At 41.5% G+C, this 17,066-nt stretch carries 14 protein-coding genes and 4 tRNA genes; 15 read left to right on the top strand and 3 right to left on the bottom strand.

The annotated features are described in order from the left end of the window. Positions 1-57 precede the first annotated feature (57 nt). The gene (locus tag AC0L7Q_RS13020) at positions 58-378 is read right to left on the bottom strand and encodes a BON domain-containing protein (RefSeq protein WP_138606629.1); all 321 of its coding nucleotides are present in this window, start codon (positions 376-378) and stop codon (positions 58-60) included. A 239-nt stretch (positions 379-617) separates the two neighbouring features. Further along, the gene (srmB, locus tag AC0L7Q_RS13015; protein ID WP_010391528.1) at positions 618-1,844 is read right to left on the bottom strand and encodes an ATP-dependent RNA helicase SrmB; all 1,227 of its coding nucleotides are present in this window, start codon (positions 1,842-1,844) and stop codon (positions 618-620) included. 76 nt (positions 1,845-1,920) lie between these two features. On the opposite strand from srmB, the gene AC0L7Q_RS13010 reads away from it, so the two are divergent. The 3 genes from AC0L7Q_RS13010 (at position 1,921) to AC0L7Q_RS13000 (ending at position 5,409) form a co-directional block, all read left to right on the top strand. After that, a complete protein-coding gene (locus AC0L7Q_RS13010; protein WP_413400758.1) occupies positions 1,921-2,619 on the top strand; it encodes a tRNA1(Val) (adenine(37)-N6)-methyltransferase in 699 nt (232 codons plus the stop codon). A gap of 157 nt (positions 2,620-2,776) precedes the next feature. Then, positions 2,777-4,786, top strand: a complete 2,010-nt coding sequence (locus AC0L7Q_RS13005) for an alpha-amylase (protein ID WP_409423859.1) — start codon at positions 2,777-2,779, stop codon at positions 4,784-4,786. A 176-nt stretch (positions 4,787-4,962) separates the two neighbouring features. Further along, positions 4,963-5,409, top strand: coding sequence for a DUF2147 domain-containing protein (locus AC0L7Q_RS13000; protein ID WP_413400757.1), 447 nt, complete (start codon positions 4,963-4,965; stop codon positions 5,407-5,409). A 49-nt stretch (positions 5,410-5,458) separates the two neighbouring features. Here AC0L7Q_RS13000 and fldB read toward each other — a convergent pair whose 3' ends face one another. Further along, positions 5,459-5,980 carry a flavodoxin FldB gene (gene fldB / locus AC0L7Q_RS12995; protein ID WP_008467792.1) on the bottom strand — a complete coding sequence of 174 codons (522 nt, stop codon included), beginning with the start codon at positions 5,978-5,980 and terminating at the stop codon, positions 5,459-5,461. Positions 5,981-6,085: 105 nt separating this feature from the next. Here fldB and xerD point away from each other — a divergent pair, with 105 nt between their 5' ends. The 12 genes from xerD (at position 6,086) to pbp4b (ending at position 16,977) form a co-directional block, all read left to right on the top strand. Next, on the top strand, positions 6,086-7,012 hold the full coding sequence (xerD, locus tag AC0L7Q_RS12990) for a site-specific tyrosine recombinase XerD (protein ID WP_413400756.1): 927 nt from the start codon (positions 6,086-6,088) through the stop codon (positions 7,010-7,012). Between the two features lie 73 nt (positions 7,013-7,085). Continuing rightward, a complete protein-coding gene (gene dsbC / locus AC0L7Q_RS12985) occupies positions 7,086-7,814 on the top strand; it encodes a bifunctional protein-disulfide isomerase/oxidoreductase DsbC (protein ID WP_138606619.1) in 729 nt (242 codons plus the stop codon). A gap of 85 nt (positions 7,815-7,899) precedes the next feature. Next, a complete protein-coding gene (gene recJ / locus AC0L7Q_RS12980; RefSeq protein WP_413400755.1) occupies positions 7,900-9,621 on the top strand; it encodes a single-stranded-DNA-specific exonuclease RecJ in 1,722 nt (573 codons plus the stop codon). 145 nt (positions 9,622-9,766) lie between these two features. Next, on the top strand, positions 9,767-10,864 hold the full coding sequence (gene prfB, locus AC0L7Q_RS12975) for a peptide chain release factor 2 (RefSeq protein ID WP_418157310.1): 1,098 nt from the start codon (positions 9,767-9,769) through the stop codon (positions 10,862-10,864). A 26-nt stretch (positions 10,865-10,890) separates the two neighbouring features. Then, entirely contained in the window at positions 10,891-12,426 is a 1,536-nt protein-coding gene (gene lysS / locus AC0L7Q_RS12970; protein WP_054201888.1) for a lysine--tRNA ligase, read from the top strand. Between the two features lie 353 nt (positions 12,427-12,779). After that, on the top strand, positions 12,780-12,962 hold the full coding sequence (locus AC0L7Q_RS12965) for a hypothetical protein (RefSeq protein WP_413400754.1): 183 nt from the start codon (positions 12,780-12,782) through the stop codon (positions 12,960-12,962). A 128-nt stretch (positions 12,963-13,090) separates the two neighbouring features. Then, positions 13,091-13,183: transfer RNA gene (locus AC0L7Q_RS12960), tRNA-Ser, on the top strand. Between the two features lie 35 nt (positions 13,184-13,218). Next, a tRNA-Arg gene (locus AC0L7Q_RS12955) sits at positions 13,219-13,295 on the top strand. Positions 13,296-13,340: 45 nt separating this feature from the next. Further along, a tRNA-Arg gene (locus AC0L7Q_RS12950) sits at positions 13,341-13,417 on the top strand. Positions 13,418-13,561: 144 nt separating this feature from the next. Next, a tRNA-Arg gene (locus AC0L7Q_RS12945) sits at positions 13,562-13,638 on the top strand. A gap of 494 nt (positions 13,639-14,132) precedes the next feature. After that, positions 14,133-15,308, top strand: a complete 1,176-nt coding sequence (locus tag AC0L7Q_RS12940) for an exo-beta-N-acetylmuramidase NamZ family protein (protein ID WP_413400753.1) — start codon at positions 14,133-14,135, stop codon at positions 15,306-15,308. Positions 15,309-15,318: 10 nt separating this feature from the next. After that, positions 15,319-16,977: a penicillin binding protein PBP4B gene (gene pbp4b, locus AC0L7Q_RS12935; protein ID WP_413400752.1), complete on the top strand. Its 1,659-nt coding sequence runs from the start codon at positions 15,319-15,321 to the stop codon at positions 16,975-16,977. Positions 16,978-17,066: the final 89 nt, after the last annotated feature.

Here is a 17,066-nt window from a genome sequence, read left to right as displayed (position 1 = left end):
CGCCGCTTGTGTTGGAGAAGCAAGCAGCGCTGAAGAATAAGTTAAGAAGGAGGTGTATTAAATAACACTAATTTTGTTACGAATGACTTTAACCCCATCCATATTTTCTAAAAACTTTTGAGCAAGAGCACGTTCAAAACCGCTATTAGCTTTGCCTTTGAGTTCAACGTCGCCATTTTCAACCTGTACGTTTAAATTTTTTAATTCTAGGTTTGGGTTAGTACGTAATTCATGAGTAATAGATTGCTGTAAAGTAGCTTGTGTGGCCACACTACTCACTATCGCTAAATGCGTTGCTGCACTAACTTTAAAAGCAGAGACTAATAAAAATAAACAACAAAACGAAATAAAACCGATAGTAAATTTAATGCGACTCATAACTATATCCTTAGTGTGTTTTGAAAAATTATCGCCGTTATTTGGCGTTTTAATACTCATATATTGACTAGGGTTACAAGTTTCATTCCAAATTTAACTGTTTGAAATGATTGGGTATTTTATTAAGTGGTTATTCAGCTAAGTAGTTTTTACATATTACTCTGAATTGCTTACTCACTGTTTTTAAGCCACAAAAAAGCCGACAAACGTCGGCTCAATCAAATATATTCAAGCTAGAGCTATTTTTTCTTCTTAGCTTTGGCTTTTTTCTTCGCTTTCATTTTTACTGGATCTTTACGCTTTTTAACTGGTGGCTTAGCTTCTTTATGTTTTGGCTCTAATCCTTTAAATACACGGCGTTTTAGCTTCTGCTCTATGTAACGTTCTACTTTGTAAAGGATGCCAATATCGTGTGCTTCAATTAGTGAAATTGCTATGCCTTTTTTACCCGCGCGACCTGTACGGCCAATACGGTGTACGTAAACATCTGCAGTGCGAGGCATATCAAAGTTAATTACGTGGCTTATATCAGCTACATCAATACCACGCGCGGCTACATCGGTCGCGACTAAAATGCGGGTTTTGCCACTGTGGAAATTTTCCATCGCTTTCATGCGTTTATCTTGTGGCATTTCACCACGTAGCCACGCAGCTTTAACGCCGTTATTGGTTAGTTCACCAATAAGGGTTTCAAGGCGCTCACGAGTTTTTACAAACACAATCGCTTTACTAACATCAGGGCCGTTTAAGGTGTTAACTAATAGCTCAAGCTTGTGATGGTAATCGTCAGCTAAATGAACCCATTGATGTATTTTAGCTTTTTCTTTGCGTGATGATTCGGCTTCAAGTAGAGCCGGGTCGTTTAAAATACGCTCTGCAAATAATTCTACGCTGTCACCTTCAAGAGTAGCTGAGAATAAAAAGCACTGACGACGGTTTTTAGCTTCATCACAAATACGCAGCATTTCTTTACGAAAGCCCATGTCGAGCATGCGGTCGGCTTCATCAAGAATGAGCATTTCTACGTTTTCTGCGTGGAAGTTTTCAGTTTCCAAATACTCCATTAAACGCCCAGGTGTGGCGATTAAAATGTCGTTATTATTTTCAAAAATTTCTTTGTGTGTACCGTAATTAATACCGCCGGTAACCACCCCAATTTTTAAGTGGGTTTGTTTTGCAAGTAACTCACATTGTTCATGAATTTGATAAGCAAGCTCGCGAGTTGGGGTCATAATTAATACCCGTGCAAAGCCCGGATCACGACGCGGGAAATCCATTAAATATTGAATTGCTGGAATTAAGAATGCCGCCGTTTTACCCGTACCTGTCGGTGCAGACGCTAAAATATCACGCCCTTGCAACGCCTCAGGAATGGCTTGTTGTTGAATGCTAGTAGGGGTTTCAAAACCCATTTTATTAATAGCATTGAGTAGCTTATTATCAAGATCAAATTCAGAAAATTGCATAGAGTGTCAAAAATAGGGGACAATTGCCGTTAATTATACGCACTTAAACCTACTTGGTGAATGAAAAGGTGAAAAAATGTCTGGTTTTGCATTTAAACAATTTAAGGTTGAGCACGACCAGTGCGCCATGAAGGTATCTACCGATGGTATTTTACTCGGGGCATGGGCTGATTTAAGTGATGCTAGTTCGTTATTAGATATTGGCACAGGCACGGGGTTACTGGCGTTAATGTGTAAGCAGCGAGCGCCAGATTTAAAGGTGAGTGCGGTTGAGGTTGATAAAGCAGCCTACCAGCAGGCTTTACAAAACTGCCAGCAAAGTCCTTGGCCAGACATTAATATTTATCACCAGTGCGTTCAGCAGTTTGTGCCTGAGACTAAGTTTGATTGCGTTATAGCTAATCCGCCTTATTTTAATCATAGTTTAAAAAGTGATAATGCAGCGCGAAATGCCGCTCGCCATACTGATGGTTTAAGCTTTGCAGAACTGATTGCTGCGTTTAAACGTTTAACGCATAAACAAGCTCGTTTTAATTTAATTTTGCCTAGTGAAGAGGCGCAGTTATTTATAACCTTGGCGCAGCAACAAGGGCTGTATTTAAACGCGCATTGCCAAGTAAAAACTACACCGAGTAAAGTGTTCAGTCGCAGCTTAATGCGCTTTAGCTCAATCAAAACAGAATTACAACAAACAGTGCTTTGCATAAAAGATGAAAACAACACCTACACAGCTGATTATGTTGGGCTTTGCAAAGCATTTTATTTAAAGATGTAAGCTATAAATTGAGCTTGGTTATCTAGTAATAAAGGATAATTTACCCATTATGCATACGTATTCAGTTTTTATTTAATCAATCACCAGACTAGTGTTAACCACTTGTAAATAACGTCGAGTATGTTGTTTAACTCGCTCAACACTTGGAACACACACTATGAAGCTGAATAAAATTATCACCACTGCAGGATTGAGCCTCGGCTTAACTTTACCAAGCTTAGCTATGGCTGCACCTACAACATTTGTGCATCTATTTGAATGGAACTGGCAAGATATAGCCCAAGAATGTGAACAGTTTTTAGGGCCTAAAGGATATGCTGCTGTACAGGTATCTCCGCCTAACGAGCATATTACAGGTAACCAATGGTGGACTCGTTACCAACCTGTGAGCTACCAACTGCAAAGCCGTGGCGGCAACCGGACGCAGTTTATAGATATGGTTAATCGATGTAATTCGGCAGGCGTAGATATATATGTTGATACCCTAATAAACCATATGGCTGCAGGCAATGGTACTGGTACCGCCGGTAATAACTTTGGTAATAAACAATATCCTATTTATAGCCCACAAGATTTTCACCAAAGCTGCTCAATTAACCCTGAAGATTACGGTAATAATCGCTATCGTGTGCAACATTGCGAGCTGGTAGGGCTTGCCGATTTAAATACCGCTTCAACTTATGTGCAAAATACGTTAGCGGCCTATATTAATGACCTGCAAGCTTTAGGTGTTAAAGGCTTTAGGTTTGATGCTGCTAAGCATGTTGCAGCAAGCGATATTCAAAGTCTAATGGCTAAAATAAATGGCTCGCCAGTGGTGTTTCATGAGGTGATAGATCAAGGTACTGAAGCGGTAGATGCTTCAGAGTATTTAAGTACAGGTTTAGTTACTGAGTTTAAATATAGTACCCAGCTTGGTAATACCTTTAGAAATGGCTCGCTTGCGTGGCTAAGTAATTTTGGTGAAGGTTGGGGTTTTATGCCAAGTTCATCAGCTGTGGTATTTGTTGATAACCATGATAACCAACGCGGGCATGGTGGTGCGGGTAATGTAATTACTTTTGAAGATGGCCGTTTATACGACCTAGCTAACGTTTTTATGTTGGCATATCCGTATGGGTATCCAAAAGTCATGTCGAGTTATGACTTTCATGGTGATACCGACGCAGGTGGGCCAAGTGTGCCAGTGCACAACAATGGTAACTTAGAATGCTTTGCAAGTAATTGGAAGTGTGAGCATCGGTGGTCATACATTGCTGGTGGTGTCGATTTTAGAAATAACACTGCCGACAATTGGGTTGTAACAAATTGGTGGGATAACACCAATAACCAGATTGCATTTGGGCGAGGTAGCTCAGGCCATATGGCAATTAATAAAGAAGACTCAACTTTAAATTCAACGGTTCAAACAGACATGGCTGCTGGGCAGTACTGTAACGTATTAAAAGGTGAGCTTTCGGGTGATGCTAAAAGCTGTAGTGGTGAGGTTATTACAGTTAATAGTAACGGCACTATTAATTTAAATGTGGCGCCATGGGATGCCATGGCTATTCATAAAAATGCTAAATTACGACAAGACTCGCTTCCTAATAACGGTGGTGATTGGCAAAGAACCGTTGTTTTTATCAATGCGCAAACACAAAGCGGGCAAGATATGTTTGTTCGTGGTGGAATAGATCACATTTATGCGAATGCAAACCTTGGTAGAAACTGCCAAACAACGAACATTGAATGTGCCATGCCTATTCGTCACAACAATTTAAAAAACAACACCACTTTGCCTTGGAAAGCAAACGATAATTACCTAGATTGGTATGGTATTGAGCAAGGTCAAAGCAGTGAGGCGCAAGGTACCGCGATGGATTGGACTACTAATATATGGCCTAGTGAATATGGCGCGAAAAAAACGGTAGATAATGATGGTTTTGGCGTTACACCACTTAACATATGGGGTGAACACTACTGGATGCTTGATGTTGATATGGATTGCAGTAAAGCCGTTAACGGCTGGTTTGAACTCAAAGCATTTGTAAAAAATGGCCCTGAGTGGGAGGGCGATATAAATCAAGCAAACACCCCATATGCAAGCACTAACCATATGGCCCAGTGCGGCAAAATTAATATGTTTGAATTTAATAGCTCAAGTGTAGAGGTACGTGACTTTTAAATATGCACTTTTAATCATGTACTTTAAAACGTGATTATTATTTAAAAACCAAGTGTGTTAAAACGCATTTGGTTTTTATTTTTTACATGCACCTAATTAGCTATGTAATTTCATAGTGTGTTTATAAATCAGCTGGTATTATCGTTTTATTCGCTATTTAAAATTAAAGCAACTCAATGAAAAACTTTAATAAACTAACTTTGCTAAGCACTATCGCTGCAGCTTTATTTATAAGCCATAGTGCGCATGCAAACACGAGTCCTGTAGGGCTTTGGAAAACCATTAATGAAGACACCAAAGAAGCAAAGTCGTACGTACGCATTACTGAACAAGATGGCGTACTGACTGGCAAAATTGAAACAATACTCAATAAAGCCAAGCAAGATGCGCTTTGTAGCGAGTGCAACGGTGATAAAAAGAATCAGCCGATGCTAGGCATGACCATTATTGAAGATGTAACTTATGCCGGAGATGGTAGTTGGGAAGACGGTGAAATACTCGACCCAAATAACGGTAAAACCTACAGTGTGCGCCTAACTCCAAAGCAAAATGGTGAACAGTTAGAAGTGCGTGGTTATGTGGGCTTTTTTTACCGTAACCAATACTGGTTAAAAGTAGAGTAGTTAAGAATTAAAAAGCGCTGCATGGCAGCGCTGTTTGTATATTAAATAGTTACAGGGTTTCAGCGTACTCTGTCATCACTTGCTCTACCCAGGTGGCAATACGCTCGTCGCTTAGCTCGTACTGACTATCTTCGTCCAATGCTAAACCTACAAATTGTTTACCGTCTTCGGTAAGGGCTTTAGACGCTTCAAATTCGTAGTTACTGTCGTTAGGCCAAAAGCCAAGTTGAGTAATGGCTTGGGCATTTATTTCATCGTGCAACATACCTAACGCGTCTTGAAACCATTGGCCATACCCTTGCTGATCGCCCATACCAAATAAGGCTATGGTTTTACCATTTAGGTCAACGTCTTTTATGTCGTCCCACTTTGATTCCCAATCTTCTTGAATTTCGCCAAAGTCCCACGTAGAAATACCAAAAATGATAAAGTCATATTGCTCAGCGTTTTTAAGCGGCTCGTCTTTAATATTATGTAAGCTGACAATGTCGGCGCCAATAATATCGCGTATTTTTTCTGCCGCCATTTCGGTATAGCAGGTAGTAGAACCAAAAAATAAACCAATCTGCATCGTATTTATCACTGTGTAATTGCCTGTTATGATAGGCTCAAGTTTACCGTAAGGTATTTTTAATTGATACCTTCTCCCGTGGTATTACCAACATGAGATCACAACGTGACAACGCTATCTGACGATTTACCTGAACAAAACACTAAACTAAGTAGCAATAGCGACTTTTTAGAAATCTTTCTTGATAGTCTCTATTTAGAGCAAGGCGTAAGTGAAAATACATTAAGCGCTTATCGCAGTGATTTAGATAAGTTTTGCCAGTTTTTAAAAGGTGAAAACTTAATGACGGTAACCAGCCTCGACGTTGAAAGTTACTTAGCGCATCGTGTTGATTTAGGGCTAAAGCCACGCAGTACTGCACGCAGTATTAGTGCATTAAAACGTTTTTATCAGTACTTTGTACGCGAAAAAATAATTAGCGACTCACCTATGGTTAATATTGCTCAGCCTAAAGCAGGGCAGTCGTTACCAAAAACGCTTTCTGAGGCCGAAGTAGAGGCGCTATTAAGTGCCCCCAATACAGAAGAGCCAATGGGGCTGCGCGACAAAGCCATGCTAGAGCTATTGTATGCAACGGGCTTGCGGGTAACTGAGTTAGTGGGGCTAAGAATGGAGCAAATAAATTTGCGCCAAGCTGTGGTGTTTGTAAAAGGTAAAGGCAACAAAGAGCGGTTAGTGCCTTTAGGTGAAGAGGCTATGTATTGGCTGGAGCAATTTTTAAAGCTTGGCCGAGCACAAATGATAAAACATGCCACCGATTTTGTCTTTCCCTCTAAACGAGGGGTGGGCATGACACGACAAACTTTTTGGCATCGGATTAAACACTATGCTATTTTGGCATCCGTTGAGTCGCCGTTATCACCTCATACTTTGCGACATGCATTTGCAACGCATTTATTAAATCATGGGGCTGACTTGCGTGTGGTGCAGATGATGCTTGGCCACAGCGACCTATCAACTACCCAAATTTATACGCATGTAGCGAATGAGCGATTAAAATCGGTGCATGCTGAGCACCATCCTCGTGCTTAAGCGAATTTTTTTGTCACTAAGCCGGTCATATAGACACGATAAGATAAGTATTTTTTAGGATAGAGAACCCGTTATGAAAAAATTAATGTTAGCAGGTGCCATGTTGTGCACTAGTTTGAGCGCTTTTGCTAATGGCGTTGCAGTAACACCCGATGCCAATGATCCTATCGTGACAAAATTTGCCGCGCTTGGAGTAACTGTAAAACAAATTAACCCAAGTCCGGTTGCAGGCTTAAAAGAATTGATTACCAATAAAGGGGTGCTATATGCAAGCCCTGACGGTCAGTTTTTAATGCAAGGTACGCTAATCGATTTAAACAATCGTAATAATTTAACCGAGCAAGCGCTCAATGGTGTGCGCCAATCAGGGTTAAAAGAATACGAAGATTCAATGATTGTGTATAAAGCGCCAGAAGAAAAACACAGCATTACCGTGTTTACAGATATTAGCTGTGGTTACTGTCGTAAATTACACCGTGAGCTTGATGACTTACTTGAGTCGGGTATTACGGTTAAATACCTAGCATTTCCACGTGGCGGCCTACAGGGGTCAGGTTATGCTGATTTAATGAATGTGTGGTGTGCTAAAGATCAGCAAGAAGCACTTACTGAAGCTAAATCGGGCTCGGATACACAAATTGTAAAAGATTGTAGCGCACCCGTTGCAGAGCATTACCAATTAGGCCAAAGTTTTGGTGTTAGTGGTACACCGGCTATTATTTTAGAAGATGGCACGATGATCCCAGGCTACCAACCAGCAGCCGCATTAAGCGCTGCGCTTGAGGCGAATAAAGCAGGTTAATTAAAAACCTGAGTACCTGTTTAAAAAGGCCTTTATGGCCTTTTTTTGTCTTTTTGTTATGAACATCATAAGTTATAAAACCAGCATGAAAAAAATGATCATTGCGCGAGAACCCGTTGACGACTCTCATCTACCTAGTCATCTACATCCTGTTATTAAGCAAATTTATGCCACGCGTAACGTCTGCCATGCTGATGAATTAAATAATAGTGCGGCTACTTTACTCGACTTTAAGTTGTTTAAAGATATAGACAAAGCCAGCCAACTGTTAATAGATGCACTGCATGCACAAAGCAAAATACTTATTGTTGGCGATTTTGACGCCGACGGCGCAACCAGCACCGCTACCTTAATGCAAGGGTTGGCCATGTTTGGCTTTACCCATTTAGATTACTTAGTGCCAGACCGCTTTAGTCTAGGTTATGGTTTAAGCCCAGCATTGGCTGAGCAAATAGTGACTATGCAGCCCGATTTAGTGATCACCGTAGATAACGGTATTTCGTGTATTGCAGGGATTGATATTGTTAAAGCTGCAGGCATTAAAGTGCTGGTTACAGATCACCATTTACAAGGCGAGCAACTGCCTAATGCCGATGCTATTGTTAACCCTAATCGCCATGACTGTGATTTTCCCTCTAAGTCGATAGCCGGTGTTGGTGTGGCGTTTTATTTACTAATCGCACTGAGAAGTGCGCTGCGTGAACAAGGCTACTTTAACCAACATCCCATGCCAAATATTGCTGATTTACTCGATATTGTAGCCCTTGGTACGGTGGCCGATGTGGTAGCCCTTGATGCAAATAACCGCACGTTAGTGCATCAAGGCTTGGCACGTATTCGCAGCGGTAAAACCCGGCCCGGTATCAGCGCACTGATTGAAGTGGCTAATCGTAATGCAGCTCGTTTAAGTGCCAGCGATTTTGGCTTTTCATTAGCGCCACGTCTAAATGCAGCTGGGCGCCTAGATGACATGAGTTTGGGTATAGCTTGCTTACTTAGCAACGACATAAATCAAGCAAGGCGTATAGCTGGCGAGCTTGATAGCTTAAACTTTGCCAGACGTGAAATAGAGCAAGGTATGCAAGTAGAGGCGCAAGCCGTGCTCGATAGGCTAGCATTTAAAGAAGATAGCGTACCTGATGCTATTTGTTTGTATCAAGACGATTGGCATCAAGGCGTTATTGGCATTTTAGCGGGGCGCTTAAAAGAAAAATACCACCGCCCAACCGTGATATTTGCGGGTGGCGAAAACGGTGAAATAAAAGGTTCATGTCGATCTATTGAAGGCTTGCATATGCGCGACCTGCTTGAGGGGTTAAACACCGCGCAGCCTGGTTTAATTAATAAATTTGGTGGCCATGCAATGGCGGCAGGTTTAAGTATTAACGAGCAGCAATTTCCTGAGTTTAAACGTGCGTTTGATCGTGCGGTTAGTGAGCAACTCAGTGAAGAAAGTAAACGCTGTATTGTGTTTACCGATGGTGAGCTACCTAATGACTGCTTTAGCATGGATTTTGCGCAGCTTTTAAAACAATCGGGCCCGTGGGGGCAGCAGTTTCCTGAGCCGGTATTTGAACACACCTTTGAAGTAATCCAACAGCGTATTGTGGGTGAAAAACACTTAAAGCTAGTATTAAAGCATCAGTCTGCACGCTTAGTGGATGCCATTGCCTTTGGCATTGATGTTAAAGCGTGGCCAGATACCGAGGCGCAGTTTGTTAAAGTGGCGTATCAGCTCGATATAAATGAATTTAGAGGTAAATTTAGCTTACAACTTATAGTTAGAGAGCTTGAAAAAGTGGGCTAAAAAATATCTTCAAACCATGCATAAAATGCTAATAAAACGCGCGGTTTTTTGTTAAAATCGGGCGTTTTTATTATTTAATGATTTTTAATTGCGCTCGCTCTCTTTTTTAAGTGCGCAATAACCTAGCCATTTTGGAGTAATGTACATGTTTGAAGTGAATCCTGTGATTAATCAAATCAAGGAAATTCGCGAACGTACTGAACTGCTTCGGGGTACCTTTGACTACGCTCTTAAACAAGAACGTTTAGAAGAAGTTAACGCCGAACTTGAAGATTCAGCCGTATGGAATGAGCCTGAGCGCGCACAAGCCCTTGGTCGTGAAAAGTCAGCACTAGAAGCCGTGGTTGAAACAATCGATAACCTTGTTGCTGGTACTGACGATGTTGAAGGTTTAGTAGAGCTTGCTGTTGAAGCCGAAGATCAAGACACCTTTGATGAAGCACAAAGCGAACTAGCTGATTTAAACCAGCAGCTTGAAGGGCTTGAGTTTCGTCGTATGTTTTCAGGCTCTCACGATTCAAACGATGCCTACCTTGATTTACAATCAGGCTCTGGCGGTACAGAAGCACAAGACTGGTGTAATATTTTACTGCGTATGTACTTACGCTGGGGTGAAGCAAAAGGCTTTAAAGTAGAGCTAGTTGAAGCGACCGATGGTGATGTTGCTGGTATTAAAGGTGCAACGGTACGTTTTTCTGGCGAATACGCTTATGGTTGGTTACGCACTGAAACAGGCGTACACCGCCTAGTTCGTAAAAGCCCATTTGATTCAAGTGGCCGTCGTCATACCTCGTTTGCATCTGCGTTTGTTTACCCAGAAGTTGATGACAACATTGAGATTGATATTAATCCGTCTGACTTACGTATAGACGTTTACCGTGCATCAGGCGCGGGTGGTCAGCACGTAAATACCACTGAATCGGCGGTACGTATTACTCACGTACCAACCAACACCGTGGTGCAATGTCAAAACGAGCGTTCACAACATAAAAATAAAGCCCAAGCAATGAAGCAGTTAAAAGCGAAATTATTTGAGCTTGAGCTACAGCAGCAAAATGCTGAAAAGCAAAGCCAAGAAGACAACAAGTCTGATATTGGCTGGGGAAGTCAAATTCGTTCATACGTACTTGATGACTCGCGTATTAAAGACTTACGTACTGGCGTTGAAAACCGTAACACTCAAGCGGTACTCGATGGCGACCTAGATAAATTTATTGAAGCCAGCTTAAAATCTGGTTTATAACCACCAAGCTAAAAAAGAGCTAAAAAATGACTGATCAAATCCAAGACGAAAATAAGTTAATCGCTGAGCGTCGCGGCAAATTAGACGCTATTCGCGAAAATTGCCCAGCCAACGGTCATCCAAACCAATTCCGTCGTGAGCATTACACGGCAGATTTGCAGGCTGAGTTTGGTGATAAGAGTAAAGAAGAGCTAATCGAATTACAGCACGTAGTATCGATTGCGGGTCGTATTCTTGCTAAACGTGGCCCATTTATGTCTATTCAAGACATGAAAGGCCGTGTACAAGCATATGCCTCAAAAGACGTTCAAAAAGATTTAAAAGCAAAATATGGTCAGCTTGATATTGGCGATATTATTGGTGTTAAAGGCGCACTGAACAAATCAGGTAAAGGCGATTTATACGTAGAAATGACAGAGTACGAACTGCTGACTAAGTCACTTCGCCCACTACCAGAAAAATTCCATGGTTTATCAGATCAAGAAACTAAATATCGCCAACGTTATGTTGATTTAATTACTAACGAAGCAACGCGTGAAACATTCCGCATTCGCTCACAAGTAGTTGAAGGCATTCGTCGCTTTTTAGCAGACCGCGATTTTATGGAAGTAGAAACGCCAATGCTGCAGGTTATTCCTGGTGGCGCGACGGCACGTCCGTTTGTAACACACCACAATGCGCTTGATATCGACATGTACTTGCGTATTGCACCAGAGCTTTACTTAAAGCGTTTAGTGGTAGGTGGTTTTGACCGTGTATTCGAAATTAACCGTAACTTCCGTAACGAAGGGTTATCGACACGCCACAACCCAGAATTCACTATGATTGAGTTCTACCAAGCGTACGCTGACTACATTGATTTAATGAACATCACCGAAGACATGTTACGTACAGTTGCAACTAACGTACTGGGCAGTCCAATTGTGGTTAACACCACTAAAGATGAAAACGGCGACGTTGTTGATTCAGTAGAGTATGATTTTGGTCAACCATTCACGCGTTTAAGCATGGCAGATGCTATCTTAAAATATAACCCTGAGTTTGATGCAGCGGTATTTAACGACCCAGAAAACCACTTTGAAGAATTAAAAGCGTACGCTAAACAAGTACACGTTAAAATTCCTGAAAACTGCGTATGGGGCCCAGGTAAGTTCTTATGTGAAATATTTGAAGAAACGGCTGAGCATATGCTTATCCAACCTACATTTATCACAGGCTACCCGTGGGAAGTATCTCCACTTGCACGTCGTAACGACGAAAATCCATTTGTAACTGATCGTTTTGAATTTTTTGTTGGCGGTCGTGAATTAGCAAATGGTTTCTCAGAGCTTAACGATGCACAAGATCAAGCTGAGCGTTTTACTCGTCAGGTTGAAGAGAAAGACGCTGGTGATGATGAAGCAATGCATTATGACGAAGACTACATTCGCGCACTTGAGTATGGTTTACCACCAACGGCAGGTGAGGGCATTGGTATTGACCGTTTAGTGATGCTATTTACTGACTCATCAACTATCAAAGATGTTATTTTATTCCCGCACATGCGCCCACAAGCTGACTAAGCTTGAAGGAATAAACTATAAAATTATTAACGCCGCTAATTAGCGGCGTTTTTTTTGCCTTATTGTTTGTGAGACATTGCCTAAACTTTATATTAGGGCTTTTAATTAATAAGTACTACACTGATAATAAAATGTAAGTACAAAGGGATATTAACCTTTAATTCAGTTTCATTATCATAAAGTTGCCTCACTGCTTAGCAACATTAAAGCAGTGCTATAACTTTTTGGTATGATTGTTTTTTAAACATTATGTTGTATTTATGTGAATTTTTTAGCTAAAATATGGCCGAAATTTGTACACGGTCATTATTAGTCGTAAAAATAAAAATTTCTAAAGGACTTAGATAAATAATATGAAAGCTAAACGAGTAGAGTCTTTACCCGATAAGAGCACCACAGAGCAACAGCGACAAGCTTACTATCGCGCATGTATTGCTGAGTTTCAAAAATTGGGCTACCAAGAGCAATACCTAGCAGAGCTTACGGATGAACTAGTGCCAGTGATGGGTGTTAACTCAAGCACTCCAAATACCTAACCTGATTAATTTTCAAACTAATTACACTTTAAAACCAGACATGTGTGCAATCTATAGCCATATAGTCACTTTTGTCAGAAAAGTGTTTGACATATTTTCTGAAATCTTTATTATACGCCCCACAAGACGGAGAGGTGTCCGAGTGGCCGAAGGAGCTCCCCTGCTAAGGGAGTATAGAGTTTGTAGCTCTATCGAGGGTTCGAATCCCTCCCTCTCCACCATTTTTTAAATGGCAAAATCTTGTAAAGGTAAAGATGGGCGCATAGCTCAGCTGGATAGAGTACCTGGCTACGAACCAGGCGGTCGGAGGTTCGAATCCTCCTGCGCCCACCACTCTTTACACACTCTGCTTAGAGTTAAAACAAGCAAAATGAAAGTGGGCGCATAGCTCAGCTGGATAGAGTACCTGGCTACGAACCAGGCGGTCGGAGGTTCGAATCCTCCTGCGCCCACCACTTTCATTGCAACTCCTGCTAAGAGTATAAAATAAGTAAAGTGTTGGCTAACGCCAAGCGGTCGGAGGTTCATTCTTATTAGATACGTCCTACGCCCACCACTTTCAACTCTCACTTAGAGTATAAATAAGTAAATATGAAAGTGGGCGCATAGCTCAGCTGGATAGAGTACCTGGCTACGAACCAGGCGGTCGGAGGTTCGAATCCTCCTGCGCCCACCACTTTCATAAATAAGCCGACATTAGTCGGTTTTTTTGTGCCTGAAATAAAGTGAATATGGGAAAGTAGCTAGCTACGAACCAGACGGTCAGAGGTTCACTCTTACAAGATACGTCCTGCGCCCAGCACTTTCATAAATAAGCCGACATTAAGTCGGTTTTTTTGTGCCTGAAATAAAGTGAAATTGGAAGAGCAGTAGGGTTTGCACTCGACGGTCGGAGGTCCACTCTCAGAAGATACGTCCTGCGCCCAGCACTTTCATAAATAAGCCGACATTAAGTCGGTTTTTTTGTGCCTGAAATTTGAGAAGGTTTTCAGCTTTCAGCTTTCAGTTAAGCCAAACAAACACCCCTGTTAAAAATTTCAGCGTAGACGCAGAACGTGTTCGCGTGAGAAGCGCAGCTTCTAATTAGTTACGTATCCACTTAAAACCATTCACTGCTCTTTAACTTAAGGTGTGGTATTTTAAACACCTTGTTTAAAAGGATCTTGCTGTATGTTTAAAACCGTATTTTTTATATTCTTATTTATTTTAAGCGCACTTTTTACTGTTGCTACACATGCAAATGAGGCTAAACATGCAATCGCCGTTGGTGCAGAGCAATTTGCTTTGTACTTACCGCAATTAAAAAATAAACGTGTAGGGCTGGTGGTTAATCAAACTTCTGTCGTGGGGCAAACGCATTTAGTTGATAGCTTGCTGGCTAAAAACATCAACATCACTAAAATTTTTGCACCCGAGCATGGCTTTCGGGGCGATCATGATGCGGGAGCACATGTTAAAAACGCCGTTGATAGTAAAACCGGCATTGCGCTTATTTCTATTTACGGTAAAAACAAAAAGCCAACCCCCGAGTCACTGCAAAATGTAGATGTGATTATTTTCGATATTCAAGACGTGGGCGTACGTTTTTATACTTACATTAGCTCTATGCATTACATGATGGAGGCTGCGGCTGAACAAGGCGTTGAATTTATAGTACTCGATAGGCCAAACCCTAATATTAGTCACATTGACGGGCCAATTTTAGAGCCGCAGTTTAAATCGTTTGTGGGTATGCACCCAATCCCTGTATTACACGGTATGACGTTAGGCGAGCTAGCTAAAATGATCAAAGGCGAGGGCTGGATCAACCAAGCAGCTGAGTTACAACTGAGCGTCATTGCTGTTGATCATTACACCCGCACCAGTCGTTATAGTTTACCGGTAAAACCAAGCCCTAATTTACCCAACGATCAATCAATAGCGCTGTATCCCTCGTTGTGCTTTTTTGAGGCAACCCCTGTTAGCATAGGTAGAGGAACTGACTTTGCATTTCAGGTTATTGGTTATTCACCAGTAGCACTTGGGGACTTTGGCTTTACTCCTCGCTCAATAAAAGGCGCAGCGCTTAATCCTAAATTTAAAGACCAAATGGTGAAAGGAATTGATTTACGCCATAGTGATACCGTCGGTTTAAACTTAAATTATTTAATTAATGCTTACCAGCAGCTTACACAAGCTAAGCAGTTGTTTTTTGAACGTGCCGACTTTATGGATAAACTCGCAGGAACTGATCAGCTCAGACTTGCCATAGAAGCGGGGCGAACAGCTGAGGAAATTAAGCAAAGCTGGCAAGCGGGGCTTGAGCAATTTAAACAGCAAAGAGCGCCTTATTTGCTCTACCAATAAAGGAATGAGTGTGTATTTAAATTTTTCCGTGTTAGCAAAGCGTACTTTTTTTAACGCACTGACTATTGCGCTTTGCTTTATTATTACCGGTTGCAGTGGCGCAAGCAGTGCAATTAAATCTCAGCGCCCGTTTATTCCTAATCAAATACAAAGCCTCGCTAATGCGCAAGTTATTGCTACCTTTCCTGAGCCCAACCCCAGTAGCCGAGAATATGTAAATAATCGTGGGACCTTTAAAGCGTATAAAGGGCGTGGGCAATTATTACTACAAAATGAAAGCGCCTTAAGTGCCGATATTTATATTAATAATAAAAAGTTAGCGCTTGATACCCTGCAAAAAAATACTGAGTATGCCTTTAATTTAAGGCAGTACACTCACAACGGAGTTAACACTTTTAAGGTTGATAACATTCAACCTGCTGACGGCAGTTTAACGCTGCGATTTGCCTTTGCTACTCTAAATAGCTCAGCGGCTAAACCTATTGATTTTAGTGCCGTAGATAAGCTAATAGAAAAAGATGTAAGTGAGGGTTTTCCTGGTGCGGTATTAGCGATTGTTAAAGCGGGTAAGATATTAAAATTAACCGCTTATGGTGATGCCAAGAAATATCAGCAAAATGACTTAATGTTGTTACGCCCAGAGCCCATGCAAACAAATACACTCTTTGATTTAGCCTCAAACACAAAAATATTTGCCACTAACTTTGCACTAATGAAGCTTGTGAGCGAAGGGCGATTAAATATAAATAACAGAGTGAGTGATTACCTAACAGAATACCAAGGCGATGGACGAGAGCTGCGCCAAGTTAAAGATTTACTCACTCATAAAGCCGGTTATCCGCCAGTGTTCGACTTTCATCGAAAAGATACCCGCTATGGCGAGGCGTTTTTTTCACAAGCCAGCGACACCACCAAACAATTACTGCTCACCAGCGTGCCACTAGCTAGCGAGCCAAGCGCCCAGCATGTTTACTCTGATATTGATTACATGATTTTAGGTGTTTTAATTGAGCGTATTAGCGGCCAACCACTCGACGAATACCTAGAGCAGCATATTTACGCGCCTTTAAAGCTTAACAACACTTTATTTAACCCGCTTAAAAAAGGCTTTAATCGTCAGCAGTTTGCCGCCACAGAGCTTAGTGGTAATACCCGAGATGGCCGTATTCATTTTGATAATATTCGCACCAATGTACTGCAAGGGCAGGTGCATGACGAGCGTGCTTTTTACTCACTTGATGGTGTAGCAGGCCATGCTGGACTATTTAGTAATGCCTCCGATTTAGCTATTTTATGCCAAGTGCTACTTAACAAGGGCGGTTACGGCGATAAGCAAATTTTTAATGCCAGTAGCTTGGCGCAGTTTTTAACCCCACAAAGTACCGATGAAACCTTCGGCTTAGGTTTTCGTCTTGCTGGAAATAATCAAGCGCGGCGCTGGCACTTTGGTCCGTATGCCAGCCCACAAGCTTATGGACACACAGGTTGGACTGGCACAGTAACTGTGATTGATCCCGCTTACGATTTAGCTATTGTTTTACTTACCAATGCACGCCATTCACCAATTAAAGGTAGTGAAAAACGTTATCAGTTTGTAGGTAAAAACTATGAAACAGCTCAATATGGTTCTATTGTTTCATTAATTTATGAGGCGCTGTTAAATCAGTAAACTCAGTGAGTGACTTAATGGTGTAAATCTATTAAGTTAACTGCTTACTATTAACTAACCAAGGCTGTTAAAGCCGCGTTTATTATAAA

The sequence above is a fragment of the Pseudoalteromonas sp. KJ63-1 genome, assembly GCF_055808145.1.
The sequence above is the reverse complement of the archived record's forward strand: the minus strand, read 5'-3'. Positions and strand labels throughout refer to the sequence as shown.